The sequence below is a fragment of the Streptomyces sp. MAI_2237 genome (assembly GCF_054189285.1).
In genome coordinates this window covers 212,318-238,103 of the sequence record NZ_JAJPGQ010000003.1, presented here as the reverse complement: position 1 = coordinate 238,103, position 25,786 = coordinate 212,318, and the positions used below count along the sequence as shown (strand labels likewise).

Genomic DNA, 25,786 nt, shown 5'->3' with positions numbered 1-25,786 from the left:
CTCAATACCCGCGACCTCGTGTCGCACCCTCACCTAAGACCGTGTCCTACGTGGTGAGGCGGACGAGTCGCTTGTAGCAGCACATGGCTGCCGCCAGTCCGAGAAAGCCCAGATAGTTGCGGCAGTTGCGTTCGTAGCGGGGGCTCAGTCTGCGGTAGCCGGACAGCCACGACATCGTGCGCTCGATCACCCACCTCCGACGCCCTAATCGTTCACTGGACTCGATGCCCTTGCGAGCGATCCGCTTGCCGCGCAGCCATTTCCGCAGATCGGCCCGACCGTAGGCTTTGGCCGCGTGGAGGCGCTGGGGCTTGAAGTACCGGCCGCGGTGGGGGTCGTGTCTCGTTTGGTGACCCTCAATCATGGGCTTCAGCCCTTCAACGAGTGGCACCGGGAACTGTCTGAGCGGTGATGAGGGCAGCCTCTCCGCGTGATCGACGACCTTGCCGACGCGACCTGGGAGCGTGAACTCAACGACCTCTTTCTGCGCATCGGCCACCGTTTCGGGCGCGCCGACCTGCGACGCCGCATGCGTGACTATGTCCGCGCGCTGCTCGGCCCGGTCGGTCGCAAAAATGGCTGGCGACTGGCCGAACACGCAGGCCACCGCACCCCCGACGGCCTGCAACGGCTACTCAGCCGGGCCACCTGGAACGCCGACGACGTCCGCGACGACCTGCAGACATACATCGCCGACGAACTCGGCGAAGACGACGGGGGTGCTCATCCTCGACGAGACTGGCTTCGTCAAGAAAGGCACCACCTCTGCGGGCGTCCAGCGCCAGTACTCCGGCACCGCCGGCCGCACCGAGAACTGGCAGATCGGCGTCTTCGCCGCCTACGCCTCCTCCAAAGGCCCGCATTGGTCGACCGAGAGCTGTATCTGCCCAAGTCCTGGACGGATGACCGCGAACTCTGCCGCGCCGCCAAGATCCCAGATGAACGGGTCTTTGCCACCAAGCCAGAGCTGGCCAGAGCCATCGTGCTGCGCGCACTCGCCTCCTCGCTGCCGATTGCCTGGGTGACCGCGGATGCCGCCTACGGCCAGGAGTGGCGCTTTCGCCGGATGCTCGAAGAAGCCGCCGTCGGCTACGTGCTCGCCGTCCCCAAGTCCCAGCCGGTGCCGCGCTTCGGGCGCATTGACCACCTCTTCACCCAAGCACCGAGTGAGGCATGGGAGCACCGCTCGTGCGGCGACGGCGCCAAGGGTCCCCGCGTCTATCACTGGGCGGCGGTCCAACTCCCGGTGATCGAGGACTTCGACGATGAGCGGCCCACCCATCGCCGCTGGGCGCTGGCCCGGCGCAGCATCAGCAGACCCGATCAGATCGCCTACTACCTCGCATACGCGCCGGTGGGCACCGGCGTCGACAGGCTCGTGCGCGTCGCCGGGCGCCGGTGGGCGATCGAGGAATGCTTCCAGGCCGCGAAGAACGAGTGCGGCCTGGATGAGTACGAGGTCCGCCGATACGTCGGCTGGATGAGGCACGTCACCCTGGCCATGCTCGCGCACGCCTTTCTCGCGGTCACGGCAGCACAGGCGGCGGCAAAGGGGGATGCAGAAACGGTTCCACCATGGTCCCGCTCACCGTGGCAGAAGCCCGCCAGCTCCTGGCAACTGACCCCGGACACTGGCCCCGGCCGCCTCTCCGCATCCATGCGCTGAGCTGGTCGCGATGGCGGCGAAGGCGTCAGGCCGTCGCCCGGCACTGTCACTATCGGCGTCGGTGCCACTCGTTGGAGGGGCGGTCCGCCAAGACCGCCCCGGACATGCCATCAGCCAACTACACTCTCGACGATGCCTCTGACCAGGTCAGATAGCGAAACGCTGCTGGAGTACTAAGAAGTGCCTCTTTACACGGCAAGATCTGGACCCTCGACAAGTCCTATCGTTCCAGGTCAGGAGCACTTCTCGCGTTTGTGATCAAGCCTCGGACAGGCCACTCTATGAAAGCCTGAGGCTAGGGACGGTGGCGCGTTTCCTTCCATCCGTGAAGGCGCGAAACCGCTAGAACAGTAGTGCGCGAGCGCGCGCTTCCGAGCATCGGCGCCTCACCGTACGCCTCCGAACACCGTCCCGAGAATCTCAATCTTCGATAACCGATGCAGTCGGACGTCGTGACCGGTCTTTACTCCACCGGCTATCCTGGTACATCAGGACCGGCGCCTCTCAGAAATGGCCTGCCATTGAGATCATCATCTCTGGAATCAGTGCTGGAGATCATTTATGCGCATTTCGCTGAGCGCGGCAACGGACAACAATCCGGGCGCCTACGAAAGCTGGACGAAACCATCCGGGAGCTTCTGTCACAGAACCGCAAACAGTGGCAGCTCGAAGACATTTCGCACTCGGAGCACGTTACGCCCGAGGAGTTAGCGCTAACGAAACGACTGATCGACATATCGAACGCGACTCGCACGCAGTTGATCGACGGGATAGATACTCTCGCCCATCTACTCTACCCTGATCAACAAAAGAAACCAACCGTCCACCTTTCTGAGACGCTGGGTGAGCTAATTGACCGAATCACCATCCTGATCCTCAAGGAATACCACTCGGCCGATCCCGCCCTGCGACAGTTCGCCGAAAATAAACGGCGCCATTTGCAGCAGTCTCTGGAGCTTACCCTCCGTGCCCTGGCTGAAGGCAGAGCCTCATTACCCCCCTCTGGCACCCTTAAAATATATCGACCTTCATCGAAATACATGGATAGATGAAGCCGAAATCGAAAGTGCTTGTTCACCAGGATGCGCAGGCAGGTTTCCTAGAGTCCGAGTTGCATTCCACGACCAGGACGACTGCCTGCAGTCATTAGGCCCCGAATGGGCTTGGACATCCCCTCTGGAGCGCCAACCGATCGGGACGGTGACAGTCGTAGCGCCCGGCAAGCGGTGCCTCGCGTTCCGGTCCCCGGGTTCGAGGCGACGGCGGCGCGGGCCGGCATCGCCTGCAGTGGTCAGGATGACGGCGGTAGCAGCAGGCAACGCCATGCCCTCGACGGCGGAACACGGCCAGGCTCGGACTCGTAGGACTGGGAAGGCCCCGGCCTCACAGCAGCAGTAAACACGTCGAGGCACCATGGGCAAGGGCCGGGCTACATGGCAAAATGCTCACTCACCAGAGCCCGCCTGACGGCGATCAGGGATGGGGATTCCAACCATGACGGCACGCGAGCGACTCCTCGCCGAAGCAGCCGAAGTTCTCGTCAGGCAACGGGAACGGGAGTGCGCCCTGGCACAACGTTCCGCTGCGCTGCTGACAGCAACGGCTATCGTCATTACTGTCGCGGTGGGATTAGCGTCGGATGATCGAAAAGGAAATCTCCCGATCTGGCTCGTTATTATTTACGCATTGACTCTCGCTCTAGCTGCACTGGCCATAGGCGGCCGAGAGCTTCTGGACGCAAGTGGGAATGTTCAGTGGACCGTGGCATGGTCCGGAATGGGAGACGACGCAGCGGCTCAAGAGTTGATGCTGCGTCGAGCCATTGCCATCCGCGTCAATGAAGATCGGTTACGCCTTCTCCAGCTGATTTACTGGCTGCACGGTATAGTTAACGCAGCCGCCGTGACCGCATCCCTCACATATCTTACGACCAGTATTTGACAAAATCCCGCTCAAGATTCCTGTTCCAGATATTTCCCGATTCGGTATGAAGTGAGGCCAGATTTGAGCGAAGAAGAGAATGAAAGGGATCTCAGAGCTGCCCTCCTTCGATCACTGAAGGCAGCCAGGAACAACCTGAAGCCGAATTCTAGGACCAGGATTCTCGGAGTGACAAAAAAGATGCTGGATCGCGCCTATGGCGAGGAATTGCGCCGCTTGGAAGCGGCCTCCGCTGCCCGCCTCATGGAACACGAAGAGCGGACCCAGAAAAACGCTCGGCCCGATGGATCGAGTGGTATCCAGGGGCGTTCATCGCGCTCGGAGGGTGACAGGAAATCATTATTGAGTCCCGAGCAGGCAGGCCAAATGGCGGCCGAATATCGTGCCGCTGGAAAGCGAATCGTTTTTACGAATGGTTGCTTTGACTTGGTCCACCGAGGCCATGTGACGTATCTACGTGAAGCATCCCAACTAGGGGACGTCCTCTTCCTTGGCCTGAATAGCGATTCCAGCGTTCGCAGACTCAAAGGGGAGGGCCGCCCACTGCTTTCACTTGAGGACCGGGTGGAAGTGTTGACCGAGCTCAGGAGCGTCGATCACGTCATCGTATTCGACGAGGACACAGCGGAGAACCTTGTCCAACTCATTCGTCCTGAGATGTATGTGAAGGGTGGAGACTATCGACCCGAGTTCGCCCCTCCAGAAGCCCGGCTCGTAATGATGCAGGGTGGCGAATATCGCGCCTTGTCGTATGTTGAAGGGATTTCTACGACAGGGCTGATCACCCGTATTAGGCAACTCTGAGGTATTTTACCTTAAAGGATGGCGGTTACGTGAAGAGAAAGCCTTCGATTGTAGCCCACAAGGGTGCCAGCGCCTATCGCCCAGGGAACACGCAGGCTGCCTTCGAGTTAGCCGTGGAACAAGGAGCTGACTGTATTGAGCTGGATGTCCAGCTCACCGCAGATGGTCATATTTTGGTGTATGACCGATGGTGCCTGGACGACGGCATGAACCGACTATCCGTCGCGAAATCCACGATTGAGCAAATCCGCGGGTTTTGCACCGCACAGCAGATGACGAGTGCTGGAGAAGCCGCGCCTGGCATCCTGACTCTACCTCAGGCTTTGGCGCTTCTGGAATCAAAAAGCGTCGAAGTGATGGTGGAACTGAAAAATAGCTACCTGCTTCAGCCTCCAGAGCTGGGCCAGCGAGTAGCAGAGGAACTGAAACGTGCCGATATGTTGGATCGTTCGTACATATTCTCATTCGATCACGCCATGATCGCCGGGATGCGAGGGATCTCTGGCGTCCGAACAGGAATTCTATACGTTGCCAATCTGCTCAACCTGGAGGACTACCTTCAGGATACTGGAGCCCATTTCATTGAAACGCGCAACGACTTTGTGGACGAGGCCTTGGTTCAACAGGTCCATGCTCTCGGCGTGAAAATCTGTGGATGGTCAACAGTCGATCCAGTAGAAATCGCGCGATTGTGTACTCTGGGCGTCGACATGGTAAAGACCGATGCCCCAGATGTGGCAGCACTCATCGCGGATACGGCCCGACAGTGAGGTCTTTCAGTGTGGCCACAGATCGGGTGATGAGGTAGTCGTCCGCAACGGACAAGCTCCCGTGCTGTTGAGGCGGTGTTCGACGCCTCAATTCGCCTGCGCAGACGCCTTGTTGGTTGCTTATCCTGCCGTACTCGACCTGCCCCATGCCCTGGTCGAGTGGGTCACCATGCTCATCGTCGCCCGCGAGGGTGTCCGCCGCTGCAAGCTCGCGCCGCACCAGCGTGCTCTGGTCGGTCTGGTGTACCTGCGTCGGCACGACACTCTCGCGCAGCTCGCAGTCGGCTTCGGTATCTCCGTCGGCACCACCCATGCCTACACGGCCGCGGTGATCGCTCTGCTCGCCGATCGCGCGCCCCGCCTCCTGCGCGCGCTGCGCGAAGCCGACCCCGACTACGTCCTGCTGGGCAGCACCCTTGCCGAGTGCGACCGGGTCGGCGGCAGCCGGGCCGACTACTCCCACAAGCATCGCCGACACGGAGTGAATGAGCCTTTTCAGTGCGGCCACCGATCGGGTGATGGGGGCGGTGTGGGATCGGAGTGCGCAACGGACAGGGCTCCCGCGCCGTTGAGAGAGGTGTTCGACGTCTCAACTCAACAGCACAGGAGCCCTGTTGGTTCCGTATCCTGCCGCACTCGACCTGCCTCATGCCTTGGTCGAGTGGGTCACGATGCTCATCGTCACCCATCAAGGTGACCGGCGGTGCAAACTCCCGCCGCACCGCCGTGCGCTGGTCGCACTTGTGTACCTGCGCCGCCACCACACCCTCACCCAGGTCGCTGAGGGCTTCGGGATATCCGTCGGCACCGCCCACACCTACGTCACCGCGGGCACCACGTTGCTTGCCGAGCAAGCGCCGGGCCTGTTGAAGACGCTGCGTGCGCAAGACCCGGACTTCGTCCTACTGGACGGCACGCTCGCCGAGTGCAACCGTGTCGGCGACGGCAGGGCCAACAATTCCTCGAAACACAAGCGGCACGGGGTGAACGTGCAGGTCGTCACCGACGCCGCCGGGGAGATCCTCTGGCTGTCACCGCCACTGCCGGGCCGAACCCACGACCTCACCGCCGCCCGCACTCACAAGATCCTCCAGATCTGCGCGCGGCAGGGTGTCCTGATCCTCGCCGACATGGCCTACATCGGGGCCGGCGACTGGGTCACCACCGCTAAGCGCCGCCCGCCAGGCGGCGAACTCACACCCACTGAGCGGACCGGAAACCGTGCCCTGTCAGCGGCCCGGGCACCCGTTGAACGAGCCATGGCACGACTGAAGTCCTGGCAGATCTTCCGCAGATCCCGCATCAGCCCCAACCGCATGAGCATCATCACCAAAGCTGTCCTCGCCCTGGAGAAGCAACGGTGAACACGCTCAGTGGTTCGCACCGCCCGGGCCCCTCGATGTCACCGCACCGGACTCCTGCCCAGCTCAGTCACCAGAGAGGGGTCCACAACACACCACCAGCCCCAACTTCCTGCTGCCCGGGACATTCGCCGTCCGGGCCTGGCTTACCCCGGGCACCACCCTGCACTGCTGGTGGCGGGCATGGACCGACAAGGACCCACCACCCGAACTCCAAGCCCTCCTCGACGCCGTTGCCACCGACAGTCCCCTTGATCTCTACCGCCGGGTTTTACGAACTACCGGTATGGGCGCGCCCGGGGCAGTCCCGCCGCTGCTGTCGACATACGAAGCAGTGGTGTGGCACAGCAGAGCAGGAACACGGCCAGGCAGCACGCGAGCCCGAAGGCTTCGGAACTGATGAGGTTCGCGGTGCCATCGGCGAAGACGCATTCGACAGCCGGGGGCATGACAGTGCGTTTGGTTGTCGTCAGCTCGCCGGACGGCGCCGAGTGCAGGTGAGCAACTTGCCAGCGAAAGCATTCGTTCTGAAGATCGATGGTCGACAGGCGCATCAGCGGGGCGACTTGCCGGATCCAGAGGGCGGCAGATGTAGCGGGCGCAAGAACCATGCCTGCTCGCGCCCAGCGTGGCATTGGGGAGTCCAAGGACACCGCCCAGGCTGCCGCGCCTGCCACCAGCAAGGCGGCCCCGCACCACATCAGCACGGTGCCCGCTGCCGTGGGGTGGCTGGGGCCGTGCAGTGCCGAATCCGACCAGTAGCACGCCAGGCGCGGGGGAAAGGCATTCACGTCTACATGTGTCAGCGGATAGTCGTTGTCCAGGGATCGCTGCCCGCAAAGGTCCGTCGGCTGGGTCAACGCGAGGCCATAGGCGAGCGTGTGGGCGTACCCCAGGGCGCATGCAGTCGTTCCCAGAACCCACCAGCGCCGGTGGAGCGGGGGATGGCGTCGATGTTTCCAGAACGCGTAGGCCAAGAACCCGCCCAGTAGCTCAAGGCCCAGCACCATCAACAGGAACAACGAAGCGAACACCTTCCGCCTCCCTCGGTCTCACACAGACCGTGGAGTCCCGCTGATGGTTGCAGCCCGGGCACCTGTCGAACGCGGCCTAGCACGGCTGAGTCATGGCAGATCTCTCGCAGATCCCGCATCAGCCAAGCCGCCTGAGCGTCATTACCAAGACCGTCCTCACCCTCGAGTAGCAACGTTGAAAACGCTCAATGTGCAGGTGGTGACCGACCCGGCCGGGCGGTTGCTGTGGATCTCACCCGCTCTGCCCGGCCGCGCCCACGACCTGACGGCGGCCCGACACACCAGATCATCCGGATCTGCGAGCGCCAGGGCGTCCCGGTCCCCGTCGACCGGGCTTACATGGAGCCGGCTCGTGGGTGACGACATGTGTCAGACGCCCACCGGGCCGCGAGCTCACACCGACCCAGCAAACCAGCAACCGTGCGCTGTCCGCGGCACGGGCACCGGTCGAACGCGGCGTCGCACGAATGAAATCCTGGCGCATCTTCCGCAGATCCTGGTGCAGCCCGAATCGAATGACGTCAATCGCCGCGGCCATCCTCACCCTGGAGCGGCAACGCTGAAAACCCTCCCTACGTTGTTCTGCGGGACGTGTTGAGCCCTTCGTATGGTTCATCCACCCAGGGGTGCCGGGTGTGGTTGAAAACGCTCTGCCGCTTGTGGCTCTCAGTGATTGGCCGCCCGGTACCCCACGACGACTCGGCTGCCAATTAGGAACTGCGAATGATCGCTGGGTAGGGAATCGACAGCGAGGTCGTCCGTCGGGAGGCACCAGCACAACACCGCACGGAGGCATCACATGGCCGCCATCTGGGCCGGCATCGACGCGGGCAAAGTCCACCATCACTGCGTCGCCATAGACGAGAGCGGCCGTCGGCTGCTGTCCCGACGCGTTACCAACGACGAGCCAGAACTACTCGAACTCCTCGCCGACGTCCTGGCTTTGGGCGGCGAGGTGACCTGGGGCATCGACCTTGCCGACGGCGGAGCCGCCCTCGCTATCGCGATCCTGCTCAACCACGACCAGCTGCTGCACTACATCTCCGGCCGGGCCATCCACCGCGCCTCCGAGAGCTACCGAGGAGAGGGCAAAACCGACGCCAAGGACGCCGCCGTCATCGCCGACCAGGTCCGCGTCCGACGCGACCTGCACCCTCTACGCGCCGACGACGACACCGTCACCGACCTCAAGCTCCTCACCGGTCGGCGTATGGACCTGGTTGCCGACCGCACCCGCACCGTCAACCGCCTGCGAGCCCAGCTCACCAGCGTCTTCCCCGGTCTGGAACGGGAGTTGGATCTGACCAACACCGGTCCACTCACCTTGCTGACTGGCTACCAGACCCCGGCGGCCATCCGCCGAATCGGCGCCAAGCGGCTGGAGACCTGGCTGCGAAACCGCCACGTCGTCCGCCCGGACCGGCTCGCCGAGATCGCCGTCCAGGCCGCGGAACGGCAGCACACGAGCCTGCCCGGCGAGAAGCTGGCCGCCGAGCTGGTGCACACGCTGGCAAAGGAGGTGACGGTCCTCAACCAGCAGGTCGCCGATCTCGACAAGAAAATCGAGGCCCGGTTTCGTGACCACCACGCCTTCGACGTGATCACGAGCATGCCCGGTCTGGGCATCATCCTCGGCGCCGAGTTCCTTGCCGCCACCGGCGGCGACATGGTGGTCTTCGGCACCGCTGACCGCCTCGCCGGCTTCGGTGGCGTCGCACCAGTGCCCCGCGATTCCGGGAAGATCAGCGGCAACCTGCGGCGTCCGCGGCGCTACAACCGTCGTCTCCAACGCGTCTTCTACATCTCGGCGTTGTTGAGCATCCGACACTGCGATGAGTCGCGCAGGTTCTACGACCGCAAACGCACCGAGGGCAAGCGCCACGTCCAGGCTGTCCTCGCCCTGGCCCGACGCCGCGTCAACGTCCTCTGGGCACTCCTGCGCGACGGGCGGTGCTACGAACTCACCCCGCCCAGTGCTCTCGCGGCTTGACAGACCGCATTAGGAATCACTGACCCAGAGCTGTGACCAGCAGGGTGATCTGTGAGCTGTTTCAGAGTGGCCACTGATCGGGTGACACCGGCGGTGTGCGCAATGCACGAGGCTCCCGTGCCGTTGGGGGAGGTGTTCGAAGTCTCAACCCGCAGGCACAGAAGCCGCGTTGGTTCCGTATTCTGCCGCACTCGACCTGCCCCATGCCCTGGTCGAGTGGGTCACGATGCTTATCGTCACCCGCGAGGGTGACCGCCGTTGCAAGCTCCCACCGCACCAACGTGCCCTGGTCGGCCTGGTGTACCTGCGCTGGCACGACGCCCTCGCCCAGCTCGCTGCCGGGTTCGGCATCTCCGTCGGCACCGCGCACGCCTACGTGGCAGCCGTCGTCGACGTGCTGGCCGGCCGCGCGCCCGGCCTGCTGCGTGCCCTGCGCGAGACCGATCCGGACTACGTCCTGTTGGATGGCACGCTTGCGGAGTGCGACCGGGTCGGCGACAGCCGGGCCGATTTCTCTCACAAGCACCGTCGGCACGGGGTGAATGTGCAGGTGGTGACCGACCCTGCCGGGCGGTTGTTGTGGATCTCGCCCGCACTGCCCGGCCGTGCGCACGACCTCACTACGGCCCGCACCCACCGGATCATCCGAATCTGTGAGCGCCAGGGCGTCCCGGTTCTCGCTGGCCGTGCCTATATGGGAGCCGGCCCGTGGGTGACGGCCCTCGGACGCCCGCCGGGCCGTCACCTCACACCCACGCAACAGACCGTCAACCGTGCGCTGTCCGCAGCACGGGCACCGGTCGAGCGTGGCGTCGCACGACTGAAGTCATGGCGGATCTTCCGCAGGGCCCGGTGCAGCCCGAATCGAATGACGTCAATCGCCGCCGCCGTCCTCACCCTGGAGCGGCAACGCTGAAAGACCTCTGTGAGTGAGGCGCTGAAACGCGAAGCTCACGGCGTCGGTCTGTCTCCCTCAGGAGAGTTCGCGTTTGGTCCACGCCGCCAGCCCTGGCCATAGGCTGGTACCCAGCGCCACCTCAAGGCGGGCGAGGGTTCCCATGTCGGGTAGGACAATGCCTCGTAGCAGTCGGCTGATGGTCGCGTGTGATACCCCCGCTTTCTCACCCAGTGCCCTCAACCCGACCTCGGATGTCCCCATCGCCTCTGCCAGGTTTCGCGCGAACGCTTGCCCATAGTGCGCGCTGACAGGAGCCTCCTCGACGAGCCGGGCATACGGCCAATTGCCGGACGCGACGTAGGTCGCAGGCAGCTGGTCGTTGTTGCTCCGGGGCATGCCGAGATGATCCCACGTCCCCATGGGTCCCGTCCCTCCGTGCCGAGTGAGTCGGCACACGCCTACGCAGTGGTGCAAGTACGCACCAGCCTAGAGGATGGAGGGCTCCGCTGTGTTGCGGTAATAGCTCTTCAGGCTCGTGTTGGCTGCTGGCGTGGATGGAACTCAGGGTGACCGAGGAGAACCTTCCGTTCCTTCCCAGTGGTCATGTAGCTCGGCCAGCATCCGCTTGAGGTCCGCTGCCAGAGTCGTCGGTGTGGAAACCTGGCCGGCGTGGACGGACAGAGCGACGAGGGCGTCCGCGGGACGGGTCTCTACCAGGTATCCGACTTCCGACAGAATGCCGAACAGGGCGGCGTGCAAGTGACGTCGAGCGGCTTCATGTGCGCGGTCCGCCGGGGCCATGGGCAAGCCCCGCATCTGCTCATCGGCGGCGGTGCGGCGCAGGCTGCGAGAAACGAACCACTCCACGCGGACCGATTCACCGAGATCTGTCACTACAACACCGTGCGCGCGATAACGGTCGCTGTCGTCTGCTTCGGGAAGGCCGACGGCTGCCAGAAGTGTCTGAATTTCCAATCCCAGCGGACCGCGATGCGGCGGTCGTCGTCGGTGCTAAGAACTTGTCACTGGCCTGCTCCTCGGTGAGGGAAGGGCAATTATCCGCGGTGGGCTCTGCTCTCGATGCCTATCGCGACTCGTGAACGTGCGTTGTCACTCGACGAGGGTGATGACGCCGTCGGGAATCCAGCCCTCCAGATAGCCGCGCAGGAAGGGGCCGAGTTCGCGTGGATGCACATCGAATTGCTCGCCCTCGACATCGGAGAGCGGATGCCAGACAAAGTCGACGTCCGGAGAAGTACGGGTACGAGCGCGAAGGCTGATCGTACGCATCCTGCGGTGACGGACGACGAAGATGCGCATCGAACCCGACCGACAGTCCCGATCTGTCACGGGATTGAACCTGCCGATCACTGGGGTGGGGGCAAGGAACCAATGAGAAAAGAGCGGGTCCAGCACGTGAATGACAGAGAGGGCGCTGGGTCGGAGGCAGAGCACGCCCGCTTTTACCGGCTGCCAGGTGGGCTCGCCCTGAGGGCGACATAGCAGCACGCGCTCTTGGTGGTCGATCACCGCAAGTGCGGTGGACGGCAATTTCTTGCGAAGGCTCCTCATGAGTCGAGAGTCCTTCAGCGTCAATTGCCGCGCCTCCGCTCAGTTGCAAGCGGCTGAAACCGATAAAGATGACTGGATTCGCTCAAGCGGAGACACCATGAAGTGTCGACCACACATGGCCAACGCGATGCGGCGCACCTCTCGGCTCATGAGTGCAGGCTCTGTGGCAAGAGGGGACGATCACGCGGTCCGAAAGAGGACGAGGGTGTCGGCCGTTCCTCTGTCAAGCTGCTGACGACGCAACAGGTGCTGGCCTGGGCAAATGCGTTGGGCGTTCCCAGATCACACTCGGCGCGTTTTGGGTGTGGCGTGCGCCCCGGCTCTGACCTGTGGCGGAGGACTTCCGTGCAAGCCCCACGAAGGCGTGGTCGTGGTCGTGAAGGCCACAGGCGTCAGCGTACCGGATCTGTTCCGGGGACCGCTCGGATCTTGTGCCCCGGGGAGCGGGAAGTCCCGTCACACCACCGCGACCCCCGTGAACCGTCCCGCCACCCGCAGGTCTCCCTCGATGCGGTCCGCTGTCGCTCGCAGCTCCGGGAGGATGTCCCGTACGCACTCCTCGACCGTGTGCCGGGCCGCGTGCATGGCCACGTTCAGGGCTGCCACCACCCGGCCGGTGCGGTCCCGTACCGGTACCGCGATGGACCGCAGGCCCTCCTCCAGTTCCTCGTCGACCAGGGCGTACCCCTGCGCACGGACCTCGTCCAGCACGCGCCGCAGGGTCGGCAGGTCCGTGACCGTGTGCCTGGTCAGCGGCCTCAGCGGGGCCAGGGCGTCCAGTTCGCGTTCCGCGTCCGTCAGGTCCGCCAGCATCACGCGCCCCATGGACGCCGCGTACGCCGGCAGCCGCGTGCCCACCGTGATGTTCACGCTCATCACCCGTCCCGTCGCCACCCGCGCCGTGTACTGGATGTCCCGTCCGGACAGTACCGACAGCGACATCGACTCATTGACGCGCTCGGAGAGTTCGGTCATGTGCGGCAGCGCGATCTCCGGCAGCGAGGTCCGCGACAGTGGGGGAAAGCCCAAGCCCATGACGCGCGGGGTGAGTTCGAAGACGCGGTCCCTCGCCCGCACCAGCCCCAGATGCTCGTACGTGATGAGCGCCCGCCGCGCCGTCGCCCGCGCGAGCCCCGTCGCCTGGGCGACCTCCGTCAGGGTCAGCGCCGCCCGGCCCTCCCCGAAGGCCGTCAGGACCGTCAGTCCACGCGCCAGGGACTCGACGAACTCCCTGCCCAGTTCCTGCTTGGACGCGCCGGTCCAGGTCGCCAGCCCCGACGGCGCAGGCGCGGTGGCGCGTACCGGCGTGCGCAGGTCGCTCTCCATCCTCCGCACCGCCTCCCGCAGTCGCGGCAGCAGCGTCTCGCGCAGCTCCGCCGCCGTGTGCCGGCTGGTGTGGCTGACGACGTTCGCCGCGCACGCGATCCTGCCGGTACGCGGATCCCGTACGGGAACGGACACCGCGATCAGCCCCGGTTCGATCAACTGGTCGTCCAGGGCCCAGCCGTTCCCGGCCGCCCCCCGCACCCGCTCCTCGAAGTCCCCTCCCGCATCGGCCGATTGCCGCGGCGGTACGGCCGCGAAGCCGCTGTCCTGCGGATCCGCGGCCCGCCGCGCGCGCCACGCCCGCCACTCCGGCTCCCGCCACTCCGTCGCGAACAGGGCGCCCGGCGCCGTGCGTTCGGCCGGCAGCAGGTCGCCGATGCGGAAGCTGAGAGACATCGCGCGGCGGCGGGTGGCCTGGTGGATGAAGCGGATGCCGTCGCGGTCGGCGACCGCCAGGGACACGGATTCGTCCAGTTCGTCGGCCAGGACGTCGGCGCGTCCGGCCAGGAGCGAGGGGAGGCGCAGGGCCGACAGGTAGGCGTTGCCGAGTTCCATCACGCGGGGAGTGAGGACCGCGTCGCGGCCGTCGAGGCGGACGTAGCCCATCCGGGCCAGCGTGGAGGTGATCCGGTCGACCGTGGAGCGGGCCAGCCCCGTCGTCCGCTCCAGCGCGCTCAGGCTCAGCGTGCCGCCCGCGTCCGTCAGCGTGTGCAGCACGGCGACCCCGCGGATCAGCGGCGTGACCGCCTCGGCCGGCGCGCCGGCGTCGGAGGCGGTGTCGAGGGCGGGGTTCGCGGGTGGCATCGGCTCTCCGGTACGGCGGTCAGGGCAGCCCTACCGTAAACGGCACCCCCACCCTCCCGCCGTCCCTTCACCCCGCGGCCGGTCCCGACAACCAACCCCGTCCCCACCAGGCGCCCCCCACACTGGGCCCCCTCACCTCCGCCCCACCACCACCCGGTACTCCCCGTCCCCGCCCGCCCCCGCCACCTCGATCCGCACCCCCCTCTTCGTGTCCTTGAACACATCCCCGACCCCGAACGGCGCGTCCGACAGTTCCGCCTGCACGTTCGGGCTCCGGGTGCAGCCCCCGCTGTCCCGCCGCGAGTCGTACACCGTCACCGGACCCATCCCGGTGTCCACGTCCGCGTCCACCCGGTAGATCAGCACCCCGGGCCGGCAGACCGCCTCGTCGTTGCCCGCGCGGGTGCGGACCTCGACGGCGTATCCCGTGCGGGGCCCGAGGGGGACGAAGACCAGTTTCGGGCCGCCCGACCGCTCCAGGGGCGTCAGGGCGTACGACACCGTCCCCGGGGTCGCCGCGCAGGCGACCTGGGAGGAGTCGAGCCAGCCCAGTTTCCACTTGTGCCAGCCCAGGAGGTCGTTGTTGACGCCCCAGTCCTCGCTCATGATGTCCCAGTGGCCGACCGCGCTCCCGCCCTCCTGCGTGTAGAGGTCGGGAAGGCCGAAGACGTGGCCGTTCTCGTGGGGCAGGACGCGGTAGCCGGTGCGGTCGTACGAGCCGGAGCCGTCGTCCTGGCGGGAGTAGACGAAGGAGGCGTTCGCCACCGGCACGCCGTCGGCGACCGGCGCCTCCGTGTTGCCGGCGAAGGTCACCGACAGAACCGTGTCCAGCGCGGAGGGGCCCGCGTTCGGGGTCATGAGGACGTTCAGGAAGTCGTAGTCGCGGAAGTCGACCTGGGGGTCGGCCGCGCCGACGATGTCCTGGACCAGGTCGCGGTAGCCGGGGTCGAAGGGCGCGCCGCGTTCTATGCCGTACGCCTTGAAGGGCTTGGGCATGCGCAGCCAGTGCCGGATGGGGGTCTCGGGGCGGTAGTCGAGGCGGCCGTAGGAGGCGGTGCGGAACCATCTCGCGGTCTTCGGGAAGAACTCGTGGTAGCGGTCGAGCGCGTCGCCGGGGCCGGGGGCGTCGGGGAAGTCGACCATCAGGGTCAGCGCGTGGACGGTGCCCGTGGAGCGGGAGTAGCCGGCGGAGGTCGGTACGCCCTCCGACATCTGGACGGTGTGGCCGCCGCTGATCATGCACGGGCCGAAGGCCGAGCCGCGGGCCGCCGCGATCGGGCCCGCCCCGGTGGCGCTGGTCGGCGTCCGCAGGTGCCCGCTGCCGGCCGAGGTGCCGACCGCGAGGATCAGGGCGGCGACGGACGCGAGGGCGGCGACGCGGCGCGGACGTATCCGGCGGCTGAGCTGCATGCACGGGTCCTTCGTCCATGGCAGCCGCCGGTGTCAGGCTGCGCCCTTTCGATCACCCTCGGTCGCGGGGTGGGCGGGCGCTCGCTGGAGGAGTCCGAACGTGGGGCCGGGCGGAGAGCGGGCCGTGATGCGGCCATCAGGGGGGTGTGACGCAGGTCACGTCATTACTTCCGCTCAACCCGAAATAACCGGGGAGCGTCTCCCCGTTTAGTCAGGTGTCCGAGCGAAACGGGGACTGCTTCCCCGGATCGCGCACCACAGATTTCCGAGGAGTCCACCGTGACCGCCACGACGACCGCGAAGCCCGCGCAGCGCAAGGTGCCCCGGCCCCGTGCCGACGCCCTGCGCAACCGGGAGCGGATCGTCACCGCCGCCCGAGAGATGTTCACCGAGTTCGGCCCGTACGTGCCGCTCGACGACATCGCCCGCCGGGCTGGCGTCGGCAACGCCACGGTGTACCGCAACTTCCCCGACCGCGACGCGCTCGTCCGCGAGGTCGTCTGCTCCGTCATGGACCGGACGGCGGAGGCGGCCGAGCAGGCGCTCGCGGAGACCGGGGACGCCTTCGAGGCGCTCGAGCGTTTCGTGCACATCGCCGCCGACGAGCGGATCAGCGCGCTGTGCCCGATGGTCCAGAGCACCTTCGACCAGAACCATCCCGATCTCGAAGCGGCGCGTGAGCGGTGCGAGCAGATCGTCGAGTCGCTGATGGACCGGGCCAAGCAGGCCGGCCAGCTGCGGACCGACGTGGGCGTCGGCGACCTGATGGTCGTCGTGGCCCAGCTCAGCCGGCCCCCGGCGGGCACGGACTGCCTCACCAACGACCGCTTCGTCCACCGCCATCTGCAGATGTTCCTGGACGGACTGCGGGCCCCGGCCCGTTCGGTCCTGCCGGGCACGCCCGTCACCGTGGAGGACCTGCGCCGGCCCTGCGACTAGTTCAGCCGATCGGTTCCACCGATTAGTTCCGCCCACCGCGGCGGTCAGAACTTCCGATACCTGACACGCACCATCACCGACTGACCGGATCTCGCCCCCGGGCGAGCCGTCCCCTTACGACACCCTTTTTCCGTCACGAAGTCCCGAAGTGGGTACCCCCATGTCTGAAACAGCCGTGAAGGCTCCCGGCAGCGCCCCAGGCGCCGCCGACTCCAACCGCTGGAAGGCGCTCGTCTTCATCGCGCTCGCCCAGCTGATGGTCGTCCTCGACGCCACCATCGTGAACATCGCGCTGCCCTCCGCCCAGGCCGACCTGGGCATCTCGGACGGCAACCGGCAGTGGGTCGTCACGGCCTACGCCCTCGCGTTCGGCGGACTGCTCCTGTTCGGCGGCCGGATCGCCGACCTGTGGGGCCGCAAGCGCGCCTTCGTCATAGGACTGACCGGCTTCGCCGCCGCCTCCGCGCTCGGCGGAGCGGCCACCACCGGCGCCATGATGTTCGGCGCCCGCGCCCTGCAGGGCGTCTTCGGTGCCATGCTCGCCCCGGCCGCGCTCTCCCTGCTCGCCGTGATGTTCACGGACGCCAAGGAGCGCGCCAAGGCGTTCGGCATCTACGGTGCGATCGCCGGTGGCGGCGGCGCCGTCGGCTTCATCCTCGGCGGTGTGCTGACCGAGTACCTGGACTGGCGCTGGACGTTCTTCGTCAACATCCCGTTCGCCATCGTCGCCGCGCTCGGCGCGTACTTCGTCATCCGCGAGCCGGAGGGCGGCCGCAACCGCAACCCGCTCGACATCCCCGGCGTGTTGCTGTCCACCCTCGGTCTGGTCTCGCTGGTCTACGGCTTCACCCGCGCCGAGTCCGACGGCTGGGGCGACTCCCTGACGGTCGGCCTGTTCGTCGCCTCCGCGGTGCTGCTGGCGGCCTTCGTGGTCACCGAGGCCAAGGTCAAGGCCCCGCTGCTGCCCCTGCGCGTGGTCACCGACCGCAACCGCGGCGGCATCTACCTCTCGCTCGGTATCGCGATCATCGCGATGTTCGGCACCTTCCTGTTCCTGACCTACTACCTGCAGGTCATCAACGGCTACTCGCCGATCAAGACGGGCTTCGCGTTCCTGCCGATGATCGCGGGCATGATGATCGGCTCCACCCAGATCGGCGCCCGCCTGATGACCCGGGTCCCGGCCCGGCTGCTGATGGGCCCCGGCTTCCTGGTCGCCGCCGTCGGCATGCTGCTGATGACGCAGCTGGAGATCGGATCGTCGTACTCCTCGACGATCCTGCCCTCGATGCTGCTGCTCGGTCTCGGCATGGGTACGGCGTTCATGCCGGCCATGTCCCTGGCCACGCTGGGCGTCGAGCCCCGTGACGCCGGTGTCGCCTCCGCGATGGTCAACACCTCGCAGCAGGTGGGCGGCGCGATCGGCACGGCCCTGCTGAACACGATCGCCGCGTCCGCGACGACCGCGTACATCAAGGACCACATCGGCTCCGCGACCTCCAAGTCGCAGGCGCAGCTGGTGCAGATGCAGGGCGCGGTGCACGGCTACACGAACGCGATCTGGATCGCGGTCGGCATGCTGGTCCTGGCCGCGGTGGTCGTCGTGACCCTGGTCAACGCCGGCCGCCCCGGTTCGACCGCGGTGGCCGGGTCCGAGGAGGGCGTCGAGGACGAGCTGGCCGTCCCGGTGGTCGCCCACTGACGGCGGCCGCCCGGCCGTACCCCTTCGGAACCACTCGTACGCAGGAGGAAGGGGACGCCTCCCGCGTACGACCCCAGGATCTGCCCTGGTTCGCTGAGTGAGCGGCTCAGCGGAGCCAGGGCACATCCGCGCCCGCCTCGTCGGGCTGCAGTCCCTCGGCGACGATCTGCATGATCTCGCCGAGGGATTTCTGCTGTTCGGGGGTCAGCCGGTCGAACACCGCCTGCCGTACGGCCGCGACGTGGCCCGGCGCGGTCCGCCGCAGCACCTCGTGGCCCTCCTCGGTCAGCACCGCGAACTGGCCCCGCTTGTCGGAGGGGCAGTCCTCGCGGTGTACCCAGCCGTTCTTCTCCAGACGGGCGATGGCGTGGGAAAGACGGGAACGGGTGATCTTCGCCTTCATCGCCAGCTCCGTCATCCGCAGCCGGCCGTGCGGGGCCTCGGCGAGGCCGACGAGAAGGCCGTAGTAGACGTGCGGCATGCCCGCCTCCCGCTGGAGCTGGCGGTCGAGGTGATCCTCCAGGAGCGTGGTGGCGTGGATGAAGGAGCGCCAGACGCGCTGCTCCTCGTCGGAGAGCCAGGGGGTGTCCGCGGGGGGCTCCTGTGCCGCGGAAGCGGGTGCAGCGGAGGGGGGTGCCGTCTTCATGCATCCACTGTACGAGACTTCTCCTTGAAATTTAAACAAATGAAGCGTACGGTCTTTTCATAGAGTTTTAGATTTCAACCATCGGGAAACCGTCGGGGAGTACCGGGAAGTACAGGGAGCCGCCGTCATGTCCGCCGAAACACTGGAGCGCATGCCCGCCCTCTACCTCAGTCACGGCGCGCCGCCCCTCGCGGACGACCCCGTCTGGCCCGGCCAGCTCGCCGCCTGGTCGGCCGACCTGCCCCGCCCGAAGGCGATCCTCATGGTCTCCGCCCACTGGGAGGAGGCCCCGCTGGCGCTCGGCGCTGTGGAGACGGTCCCGCTCGTCTACGACTTCTGGGGCTTCCCCGAGCACTACTACCGCGTCCGGTACGAAGCGCCCGGCGCCCCCGAACTCGCCGAGTCGGTGCGCAAGTTGCTGCGCGCGCCGGGCATGCCCGTGCAGGACATCCCGGACCGGGGGCTGGACCACGGCGCGTACGTCCCGCTCGTCGAGATGTTCCCGGCCGCCGACATCCCCGTACTGCAGATCTCCATGCCTACGCTCGACCCGGTGAAGCTGATGGAGATCGGCCGCAAGCTCGCGCCCCTGCGCGACGAGGGCGTGCTGATCGTCGGCTCCGGCTTCTTCACCCACAACCTGGCCGCGCTGCGGCACGTCGGCCAGGGGGTGCCCGGCTGGTCCGCCGAGTTCGACGACTGGGGCCACCGCAGGCTGGAGGACGGCGACGTCGACGCGCTGCTCGACTTCCTGCACAAGTCCCCGGCCGGCCGGCTCGCCCACCCGCGCACCGAGCACTTCGCCCCGCTGTTCGTCACCATGGGTGCCGCCGACGCGGTCGGCGAGCTGGACGCGCAGAAGTCGGTGATCGACGGGTTCTGGATGGGGCTGGCCAAGCGGTCGGTGCAGTTCGGCTGATCCGGAGCTCGGCCTACAGTTCCTTCTCGTACCAGGCGACGTCCCAGTAGCGGCCGAACTTCCGGCCCACCTCGCGGTACGTGCCGACGTACCGGAACTCGAAGCGCTCGTGCAGCCGCGTGGACGCCTCGTTGGGCTGGGCGATCCCCGCGTAGGCGCGATGCAGGTCCTCGCCGGCCAGGGCCTCGAAGAGGGCCTTGTACAGCAGCGTGCCGATGCCGCGCCGGCCCGCGTGCGGAGCCACGTACACCGTCGTCTCCACGGAGGTCGCGTAGGCGGGCTTGGCGCGATAAGGGCTGGATGTGGCGTAGCCCAGAATTTCCTGTGTGTCCGCTTCCGTGGCAACCATCAGGCGATACGGGCCGTCTTCCGGGTGGGAGAGCAGCCACGGACGGCGCTCCTGAGGAGTGAAGACGGCGGTGTCGAATGTGATGGGCGTCTCACGAACGTAGTGGTTGTAGATGTCGGTGAGGGCTTCGAGGTCATCCTCGACTCCCGGCCTGACCTGCACCTCTGCCCGCTCCGCCGGCATCGGACCTCCTCGTGTGGCCGCACAGGGTACTGCATGATCAGAAAATTGGGGTGACGGGTTGGGAATTCTGTCCGGATTCCAGTCGTTGTTTCCAACAGATGCAGGGCACCCGACAAAGGTGCTTAGCGGTACTCGAAGGTGAGTGCCCGGCGTCCCAGGACCACCCGCCAGCCCACCATCGCAAGGGAGCACGCATGGCAACCCGTGCCGTCGCCCGTCGTCAGTCCGCCGCCGGCGAGACCGGTGACGCGGCACGCAGTGTTCGCGCTCATGGCGGCGAGATCGCAGACCGCGACCTGGTCGGCATGTACCTCGACGAGATAGCGCGCACACCGCTGCTCGACGCCGCCAAGGAAGTCGAGCTGTCCCAGATCATCGAGGCGGGTGTGTTCGCGCGACAGGTTCTCGACGGATACGAGGAGTCCAAGGCCAAGGCCACCCGCGAGGAGCTCGAGGCTCTCGTCGACCAGGGTGAGCGCGCCAAGGACATCTTCATCCGTTCCAACCTCCGTCTGGTCGTGGCCGTGGCCCGCCGCTACCCCCGTAGCGGTCTGCCCCTGCTGGACCTGATCCAGGAGGGCAACGCCGGTCTGGTCCGCGCGGTCGAGAAGTTCGACTACCGCAAGGGCTTCAAGTTCTCCACGTACGCGACCTGGTGGATCCGTCAGGCCATCACCCGCTCGATAGCCGACCAGTCCCGCACCATCCGGCTGCCCGTCCACCTGGTGGAGGAGCTGGGCCGCATCCGCCGTGTGCAGCGCGAGTTCAACCGCGAGCACGGCCGCGACCCGGAGCCCGCGGAGATCGCCGCCGAGCTCGGTTCCAACGCCGATCGCGTCACCGACGTCCTGGACTGGGCCCGCGACCCCGTCTCCCTGAACATGTCGGTGGACGACCAGGGCGAGACCCAGTTCGGCGACCTACTCGAGGACACCTCCGCGGTCTCCCCGGAGCAGTCGGTCCTCACCCTGCTGCGCAGCGAGGAACTGGACGACCTCATCGGCCGCCTCGACCCGCGCACGGCCTCCATCATCAAGATGCGCTACGGCATCGAGGACGGCCGCGAGCGCACGCTGACCGAGGTCGGCAAGGAGCACGGCCTGACGCGTGAGCGCATCCGCCAGATCGAGAAGCACGCGCTGCTGGAGCTGAAGAAGCTGGCCCGCGACACCGGCTTCGAGGCGGCGGCGTAACACCGACGAGCCGCTGCGGCCGGTGCGCGCGCGTGGGCGCGCGTCGCGAGCCGGCCCGCGGCGTCGGCGTACGACGGCCGCGGGCCGCGTACGCCGGGTGGCGGAAGACCGCGCAAACATGGCGCGTAACGCCGCTTCAACCGGCGGTGCCCTGGGAAAAAGACTTCAGGGCACAGGAGTTCGGGCGAACCGACAGGTGTTCGGGGCGACCCGGACCGGCGAGGTCGCCCTGCGCGACCCACCCGAACCACGTCCCGACGCAATCCCCCCCCGGCGCCGGGACCTTCCCTGAGCCGGGCTGCGGCGCCCCTCCCCCCGGGCGCCGTAGCCCGGCTCTTTTTCATCCGCCCGCGCGTCCGCGCGTCGCTGGGCGGGGTGTTCGGGTGCGTGCTGACTGAGGGCTGGCGCGGGCGCAGGGCTGGCGGTCGTCCCCTCGTGCTGGCTGGAGGGCGTTCGCGTGCCGACTGGACGGGGTCCGCGCATGCTGGCCGGAGGGCGTCCCCGCGTGCTGGGGGAGGGCTCGCCCCGCCGTGCTGGGCGGATGACGCGCCCCCGCCGTGCTGGGCGGAGGGCGTCCGCGTGCCGGCTGGACGGGGTCCGCGCACGCTGGAGGGCGGGGCACCCCGAACCTGAACCCCGGGGTGGCCCGCCGGTGGCAGATTGTGCCACATCGGCATAGCCTGCCGATGTGAGCAGCCCCACCCCCGCACCGACCCCCCGCTCCTCCACGGCGGCGCCGCTCTCCCTGACCGAGCGGCGCAAGGCCGCGACCCGGATGGAGATCGCCCGCGCCGCGGCCGGCCTGTTCGTGCGCCAGGGCCTGCGCGCCACCCGCGCGGAGGACATCGCCCAGGCCGCGGGAGTCGCCCCCCGCACCTTCTACCGCTACTTCGCGACCAAGGAAGAGGCCGTCGCCCCCCTGTACGCGGCGGGCGCCCAGCGCTGGACGGAGGCCCTCGCCGAGGCCCCCGCCCACCTCTCCGTCCCCCAGGCCCTGGAACACGCGGTCCGCCACACCCTGACACCGGGCGCCGGTGTCTCGGCGGCCTCCTGGGAACTGGTCCGCACCCTCATCCGCCTGACCGACGACAGCCCGGCCCTGGCCAAGGTCTGGGCGGAGGTCTGCCAGGAGTCCGAGGGGCGGCTGGCCGAGGTGCTGGCGGTGAGGAGGGCGGCGGGGGCCGGGAAGGTAGCCGGGGAGGACACCCGAGAGGGGGTCGGGGAGGGCGTCGGCGGTCGGGGAAACCCTGGTGGCGATGGGCGTGACAACGTTGGCAGTCGGGCCGCCCGGTCCTCTCGGCTGCGGTTCGCCGCCGCCGTCGCCGGCGCCGCCGTACGCGTGGCCGTCGAGGTGTGGGCGGCCGGTGAGGCGCCGGCGAGCGGGGCGCGGGGGCCGGCGGCGCTCGCGCTGCGGAACCTGGAGGCGGTGCGGGACTTTCCCTGGGACGAGATCGCGGGGGAGGGGTAGGGGCGGGGCCGCGGCGCTCTCGGGGTGTTCTCCGGCGCGCCGGGCGTCGTCACCCGCCCGCGGCGCGAGTCAGTCGTGCCCCCAACTCCCTTGCCTGATCGACCAGTTCCGCAGGCTCCCGCACGGTGAACTCGAACCCCAGCAGCGCCAGCCGTACCGCCGCCCACTCGGGCGCGTCCCCTGAACTGCCCCGCAGCCGACAGGAGTTCGCGTCCAAGGGCTCCGGTGTCCCCAGCCACGCCGGCACCTTCGCGGCGACGGCCTCGGCGGGCGCGGCGAAGGTGACGTCGAAGTCGTAGACCTCCTGCCGGCGCTGCATGGAGCGGCGCAGGTACTCGGCCGCGTCCCCCGTCGGCAGCTCCCGCGGGGCGAACCGCGCGCCGGTCGCGAAGGGCTCGCTGACCCGGTCGACGCGGAAGGTCCGCCAGTCGGCGCGGTCGAGGTCGTAGGCGACGAGGTACCAGCGGCGCCCGGTCGACACGAGCCGGTACGGCTCCGTCTGGCGCCGTGACTCCGTTCCGTCCCCGGCGCGGTAGGCGAAGCGCAGCCGCTCCCGCCCGGCGACCGTGGAGGCCATCACGGTCAGCGTCTCGGGCGCGATGCTCGCCCCGTCGCCGCTGGTCAGCGGGGTGGTCGCGGCCTGGAGGGTGGTGACGCGGTGGCGCAGACGGGAGGGCAGGACCTGCTCCAACTTGGCGAGGGCCCGTACGGAGGCCTCGTCGACGCCTTCGAGGGCGTGTCCGGCGCCCGCCCTGAGGCCCACCGCGATGGCCACGGCCTCCTCGTCGTCGAGCACCAGCGGCGGCATCGCCTTGCCGGCCACCAGCCGGTAGCCGCCGTCGGTGCCCATGGTGGCCTGCACCGGATAGCCGAGTTCGCGGAGCCGGTCGATGTCCCGGCGGACCGTGCGCCGGGAGACCCCGAGCCGCTCGGCGAGTTCTCCGCCGGGCCATTCGCGGGGTGTCTGGAGGAGGGAGAGGAGCGTCAGGAGCCGAGCCGGGGTGTCCGTCGTCATGATGTCGAGGATGCCTCGGAAGTAGGACCTGTTCTGACCTACTGGGGTCATAGCTTTGAGCCATGAACCGCATCGAGAACCCCGTCGTACCGCCGGACCGGCGTCGCTGGTTCGCCCTCGCCATCGTGATGACCGCGGCCTTCATGGACCTCGTCGACGTCACGATCGTCAACGTCGCCATCCCGTCGATCCAGCGGGACGCGGGTGCCTCCTTCAGCCAGATCCAGTGGATCACGGCCGGCTATGCGCTGGCCTTCGCCGCCGGCCTGATCACGGGTGGTCGTCTCGGCGACATCTATGGCCGAAAGCGACTGTTCCTGATCGGGATCGGCGGTTTCACCCTCGCCTCGGCGCTGTGCGGCTTCGCCGTCAACCCGGAGATGCTTGTCGCCTCGCGCGTCCTGCAGGGCGGCATGGCCGCGATGATGGTGCCGCAGGTGCTGTCGATCGTGCACGCCACCTTCCCGGCGCACGAGCGGGGCAAGGTCTTCGGGCTCTTCGGGGCGGTCGTCGGGCTGGGCGCGGTGCTCGGCCCGCTCCTCGGTGCCCTGCTGACGGAGTGGAACCTGTTCGGGCTCGAGTGGCGGCCCATCTTCCTCATCAACCTCCCCTTCGGCGTCGCGGGCCTGATCCTGGGCAGCCGCTTCATCATCGAGTCGAAGGCGCCGCGGGCCCTCAAACTCGACCTGGTGGGTGTGGCGCTGGTGACGCTGGGCCTGCTGATGCTGCTCTACCCGCTGACCAGGGGCCGTGAGCTGGGCTGGCCGCTGTGGGGGTACGTGTCGATGGCGGGCGCGGTGCTGGTCTTCGCGGCGCTGGTGGCGTACGAGAGGCGGAAGGCGGCGCGGGACGGCTCGCCGCTGGTCGAACTCTCCCTGTTCCGGGTCAAGAGCTTCGCGGCCGGCATCGCCGTACAGACCGTCTTCGGCGTCGCGCTCGGCGTGTTCTTCCTGGTGTGGACGCTGTACATGCAGATCGGCCTGGGCTGGAGCGCGCTGCGCGCCGGGCTGACCGGCATCCCCTTCTCGATCGCGGTCTCGACGGCGGCGGGGCTGTCCGTGCAGAAGCTGGTGCCGCGCTTCGGACGGAAGGTGCTGCAGGCGGGCGCCCTGCTGATGGTGGCCGGCGTCCTGCTCTACATCTGGGAGTCCGACCGGTACGGGCTCGGCATCGCCTCCTGGCAGATGGCGCTGCCGCTGGTGGTGATGGGCGTCGGGATGGGGCTGATCGTCGCTCCCCTGACGGACGCGGTGCTCACGGACGTGCCCCGCGAGCACGCGGGCTCGGCCTCCGGGCTCATCAACACCGTGCAGCAGATGGGGAACGCGCTGGGTCTCGGCCTGGTGTCGGTGGTCTTCTTCGGTGCGATCGGGGACCGGCTGGCGCCCGCCGAGGTGGGACCGGCGTTCGTGCACGCCTTCCAGCACGCGCTGGGCTGGGTGGCGGCCGTGATGACGGCGATCTTCCTGCTGATGTTCGCGCTGCCGCGGCGCGCGGCGCAGCAGGTCGCGGGCGGCGACGGTACGGACGTCGCGGCGGCGGACGATGAGGCCGCACAGGCCGCCGCCGGCAGTCCGCCGGCCCGGGAGGGGGCGGCGGTGTAGGGGACGGCGCCTTCGCTCGGCGCGTCGGCTGCGGGCCTCCCACACTCCTCTTAGGGGGTGGGAGGCCCGTTTGCGTCCGGATGATGCAGATGGCCCGGGCCCGTTTGTGTCCGGATGATGCCCGAAGCTGTTTACTTTCCAGAAATCCGGGCGTAGCCTCCGGGAGAAACCACAAGTTCGGGCATCAGGTGG

At 67.6% G+C, this 25,786-nt stretch carries 22 protein-coding genes and 5 pseudogenes; 17 read left to right on the top strand and 10 right to left on the bottom strand.

Annotated elements, in window-relative coordinates:
* Positions 1 to 46 precede the first annotated feature (46 nt).
* A pseudogene (locus tag LN251_RS11340) lies at positions 47 to 379 on the bottom strand (transposase); the annotation flags it as partial.
* 51 nt (positions 380 to 430) lie between these two features.
* On the opposite strand from LN251_RS11340, the pseudogene LN251_RS11335 reads away from it, so the two are divergent.
* The 8 genes and pseudogenes from LN251_RS11335 to LN251_RS11300 form a co-directional block, all read left to right on the top strand.
* Positions 431 to 1,666 (top strand): annotated as a pseudogene (locus LN251_RS11335) (IS701 family transposase).
* 437 nt (positions 1,667 to 2,103) lie between these two features.
* Complete coding sequence (locus LN251_RS11330) at positions 2,104 to 2,718, top strand: DUF4254 domain-containing protein (RefSeq protein ID WP_458244318.1); 615 nt, start codon at positions 2,104 to 2,106, stop codon at positions 2,716 to 2,718.
* 442 nt (positions 2,719 to 3,160) lie between these two features.
* Positions 3,161 to 3,607 (top strand): hypothetical protein, encoded by a 447-nt coding sequence (locus LN251_RS11325; RefSeq protein WP_458244317.1) that lies wholly within the window; start codon positions 3,161 to 3,163, stop codon positions 3,605 to 3,607.
* Positions 3,608 to 3,775: 168 nt separating this feature from the next.
* Positions 3,776 to 4,411 (top strand): D-glycero-beta-D-manno-heptose 1-phosphate adenylyltransferase, encoded by a 636-nt coding sequence (gene rfaE2 / locus LN251_RS11320; protein ID WP_458244316.1) that lies wholly within the window; start codon positions 3,776 to 3,778, stop codon positions 4,409 to 4,411.
* Positions 4,412 to 4,440: 29 nt separating this feature from the next.
* Positions 4,441 to 5,181: a glycerophosphodiester phosphodiesterase gene (locus LN251_RS11315; RefSeq protein ID WP_458244315.1), complete on the top strand. Its 741-nt coding sequence runs from the start codon at positions 4,441 to 4,443 to the stop codon at positions 5,179 to 5,181.
* Positions 5,182 to 5,293: 112 nt separating this feature from the next.
* Positions 5,294 to 5,668, top strand: a pseudogene (locus LN251_RS11310) (helix-turn-helix domain-containing protein); the annotation flags it as partial.
* A 127-nt stretch (positions 5,669 to 5,795) separates the two neighbouring features.
* Positions 5,796 to 6,545 (top strand): transposase, encoded by a 750-nt coding sequence (locus LN251_RS11305; RefSeq protein ID WP_458244314.1) that lies wholly within the window; start codon positions 5,796 to 5,798, stop codon positions 6,543 to 6,545.
* Between the two features lie 7 nt (positions 6,546 to 6,552).
* Positions 6,553 to 6,797 (top strand): annotated as a pseudogene (locus tag LN251_RS11300) (IS701 family transposase); the annotation flags it as partial.
* A gap of 23 nt (positions 6,798 to 6,820) precedes the next feature.
* Here the strand turns inward: LN251_RS11300 and LN251_RS11295 are convergent.
* On the bottom strand, positions 6,821 to 7,576 hold the full coding sequence (locus tag LN251_RS11295; protein WP_458244313.1) for a hypothetical protein: 756 nt from the start codon (positions 7,574 to 7,576) through the stop codon (positions 6,821 to 6,823).
* 184 nt (positions 7,577 to 7,760) lie between these two features.
* Between LN251_RS11295 and LN251_RS11290 the strand changes: the two are divergent.
* From LN251_RS11290 to LN251_RS11280, 3 genes and pseudogenes are all read left to right on the top strand, one after another.
* Positions 7,761 to 8,139 (top strand): annotated as a pseudogene (locus tag LN251_RS11290) (transposase family protein); the annotation flags it as partial.
* Between the two features lie 236 nt (positions 8,140 to 8,375).
* Positions 8,376 to 9,566, top strand: coding sequence for an IS110 family RNA-guided transposase (locus LN251_RS11285; protein ID WP_458244312.1), 1,191 nt, complete (start codon positions 8,376 to 8,378; stop codon positions 9,564 to 9,566).
* Positions 9,567 to 9,735: 169 nt separating this feature from the next.
* The gene (locus LN251_RS11280) at positions 9,736 to 10,482 is read left to right on the top strand and encodes a transposase family protein (RefSeq protein ID WP_458244311.1); all 747 of its coding nucleotides are present in this window, start codon (positions 9,736 to 9,738) and stop codon (positions 10,480 to 10,482) included.
* A gap of 57 nt (positions 10,483 to 10,539) precedes the next feature.
* Here the strand turns inward: LN251_RS11280 and LN251_RS11275 are convergent, their stop codons facing one another.
* The 5 genes from LN251_RS11275 to LN251_RS11255 all read right to left on the bottom strand — a co-directional run bounded on the left by LN251_RS11275 (position 10,540) and on the right by LN251_RS11255 (position 15,576).
* Positions 10,540 to 10,860: a helix-turn-helix domain-containing protein gene (locus tag LN251_RS11275; RefSeq protein ID WP_458244310.1), complete on the bottom strand. Its 321-nt coding sequence runs from the start codon at positions 10,858 to 10,860 to the stop codon at positions 10,540 to 10,542.
* 165 nt (positions 10,861 to 11,025) lie between these two features.
* Positions 11,026 to 11,439 carry a hypothetical protein gene (locus tag LN251_RS11270; RefSeq protein ID WP_458244309.1) on the bottom strand — a complete coding sequence of 138 codons (414 nt, stop codon included), beginning with the start codon at positions 11,437 to 11,439 and terminating at the stop codon, positions 11,026 to 11,028.
* A 135-nt stretch (positions 11,440 to 11,574) separates the two neighbouring features.
* On the bottom strand, positions 11,575 to 12,036 hold the full coding sequence (locus LN251_RS11265) for a hypothetical protein (protein ID WP_435285642.1): 462 nt from the start codon (positions 12,034 to 12,036) through the stop codon (positions 11,575 to 11,577).
* Between the two features lie 456 nt (positions 12,037 to 12,492).
* Positions 12,493 to 14,166, bottom strand: a complete 1,674-nt coding sequence (locus tag LN251_RS11260; RefSeq protein WP_458244308.1) for an IclR family transcriptional regulator domain-containing protein — start codon at positions 14,164 to 14,166, stop codon at positions 12,493 to 12,495.
* Between the two features lie 132 nt (positions 14,167 to 14,298).
* Entirely contained in the window at positions 14,299 to 15,576 is a 1,278-nt protein-coding gene (locus tag LN251_RS11255; RefSeq protein WP_458244307.1) for a M6 family metalloprotease domain-containing protein, read from the bottom strand.
* Positions 15,577 to 15,855: 279 nt separating this feature from the next.
* Between LN251_RS11255 and LN251_RS11250 the strand changes: the two genes are divergently transcribed.
* Positions 15,856 to 16,515, top strand: coding sequence for a TetR/AcrR family transcriptional regulator (locus LN251_RS11250; protein ID WP_458244306.1), 660 nt, complete (start codon positions 15,856 to 15,858; stop codon positions 16,513 to 16,515).
* A 160-nt stretch (positions 16,516 to 16,675) separates the two neighbouring features.
* Positions 16,676 to 18,217, top strand: a complete 1,542-nt coding sequence (locus LN251_RS11245) for an MFS transporter (RefSeq protein WP_458244305.1) — start codon at positions 16,676 to 16,678, stop codon at positions 18,215 to 18,217.
* 106 nt (positions 18,218 to 18,323) lie between these two features.
* On the opposite strand, the gene LN251_RS11240 is transcribed toward LN251_RS11245, so the two are convergent.
* Entirely contained in the window at positions 18,324 to 18,863 is a 540-nt protein-coding gene (locus LN251_RS11240) for a MarR family winged helix-turn-helix transcriptional regulator (protein ID WP_458244304.1), read from the bottom strand.
* Positions 18,864 to 18,990: 127 nt separating this feature from the next.
* Between LN251_RS11240 and LN251_RS11235 the strand changes: the two genes are divergently transcribed.
* Positions 18,991 to 19,782: a dioxygenase family protein gene (locus tag LN251_RS11235; protein ID WP_058924785.1), complete on the top strand. Its 792-nt coding sequence runs from the start codon at positions 18,991 to 18,993 to the stop codon at positions 19,780 to 19,782.
* A 13-nt stretch (positions 19,783 to 19,795) separates the two neighbouring features.
* Here LN251_RS11235 and LN251_RS11230 read toward each other — a convergent pair whose 3' ends face one another.
* Positions 19,796 to 20,314, bottom strand: a complete 519-nt coding sequence (locus LN251_RS11230; RefSeq protein WP_458244303.1) for an N-acetyltransferase family protein — start codon at positions 20,312 to 20,314, stop codon at positions 19,796 to 19,798.
* A 194-nt stretch (positions 20,315 to 20,508) separates the two neighbouring features.
* On the opposite strand from LN251_RS11230, the gene LN251_RS11225 reads away from it, so the two are divergent.
* Together LN251_RS11225 and LN251_RS11220 are read left to right on the top strand one after the other, a co-directional pair.
* Entirely contained in the window at positions 20,509 to 21,507 is a 999-nt protein-coding gene (locus tag LN251_RS11225; protein ID WP_458244302.1) for a sigma-70 family RNA polymerase sigma factor, read from the top strand.
* 688 nt (positions 21,508 to 22,195) lie between these two features.
* Positions 22,196 to 22,975: a TetR/AcrR family transcriptional regulator gene (locus tag LN251_RS11220; protein WP_458244301.1), complete on the top strand. Its 780-nt coding sequence runs from the start codon at positions 22,196 to 22,198 to the stop codon at positions 22,973 to 22,975.
* A 49-nt stretch (positions 22,976 to 23,024) separates the two neighbouring features.
* On the opposite strand, the gene LN251_RS11215 is transcribed toward LN251_RS11220, so the two are convergent.
* Positions 23,025 to 23,990 (bottom strand): helix-turn-helix transcriptional regulator, encoded by a 966-nt coding sequence (locus tag LN251_RS11215; RefSeq protein WP_458244300.1) that lies wholly within the window; start codon positions 23,988 to 23,990, stop codon positions 23,025 to 23,027.
* Between the two features lie 62 nt (positions 23,991 to 24,052).
* Here LN251_RS11215 and LN251_RS11210 point away from each other — a divergent pair, with 62 nt between their 5' ends.
* The gene (locus LN251_RS11210; RefSeq protein ID WP_458244299.1) at positions 24,053 to 25,594 is read left to right on the top strand and encodes an MFS transporter; all 1,542 of its coding nucleotides are present in this window, start codon (positions 24,053 to 24,055) and stop codon (positions 25,592 to 25,594) included.
* The last annotated feature ends 192 nt before the right edge of the window (positions 25,595 to 25,786 follow it).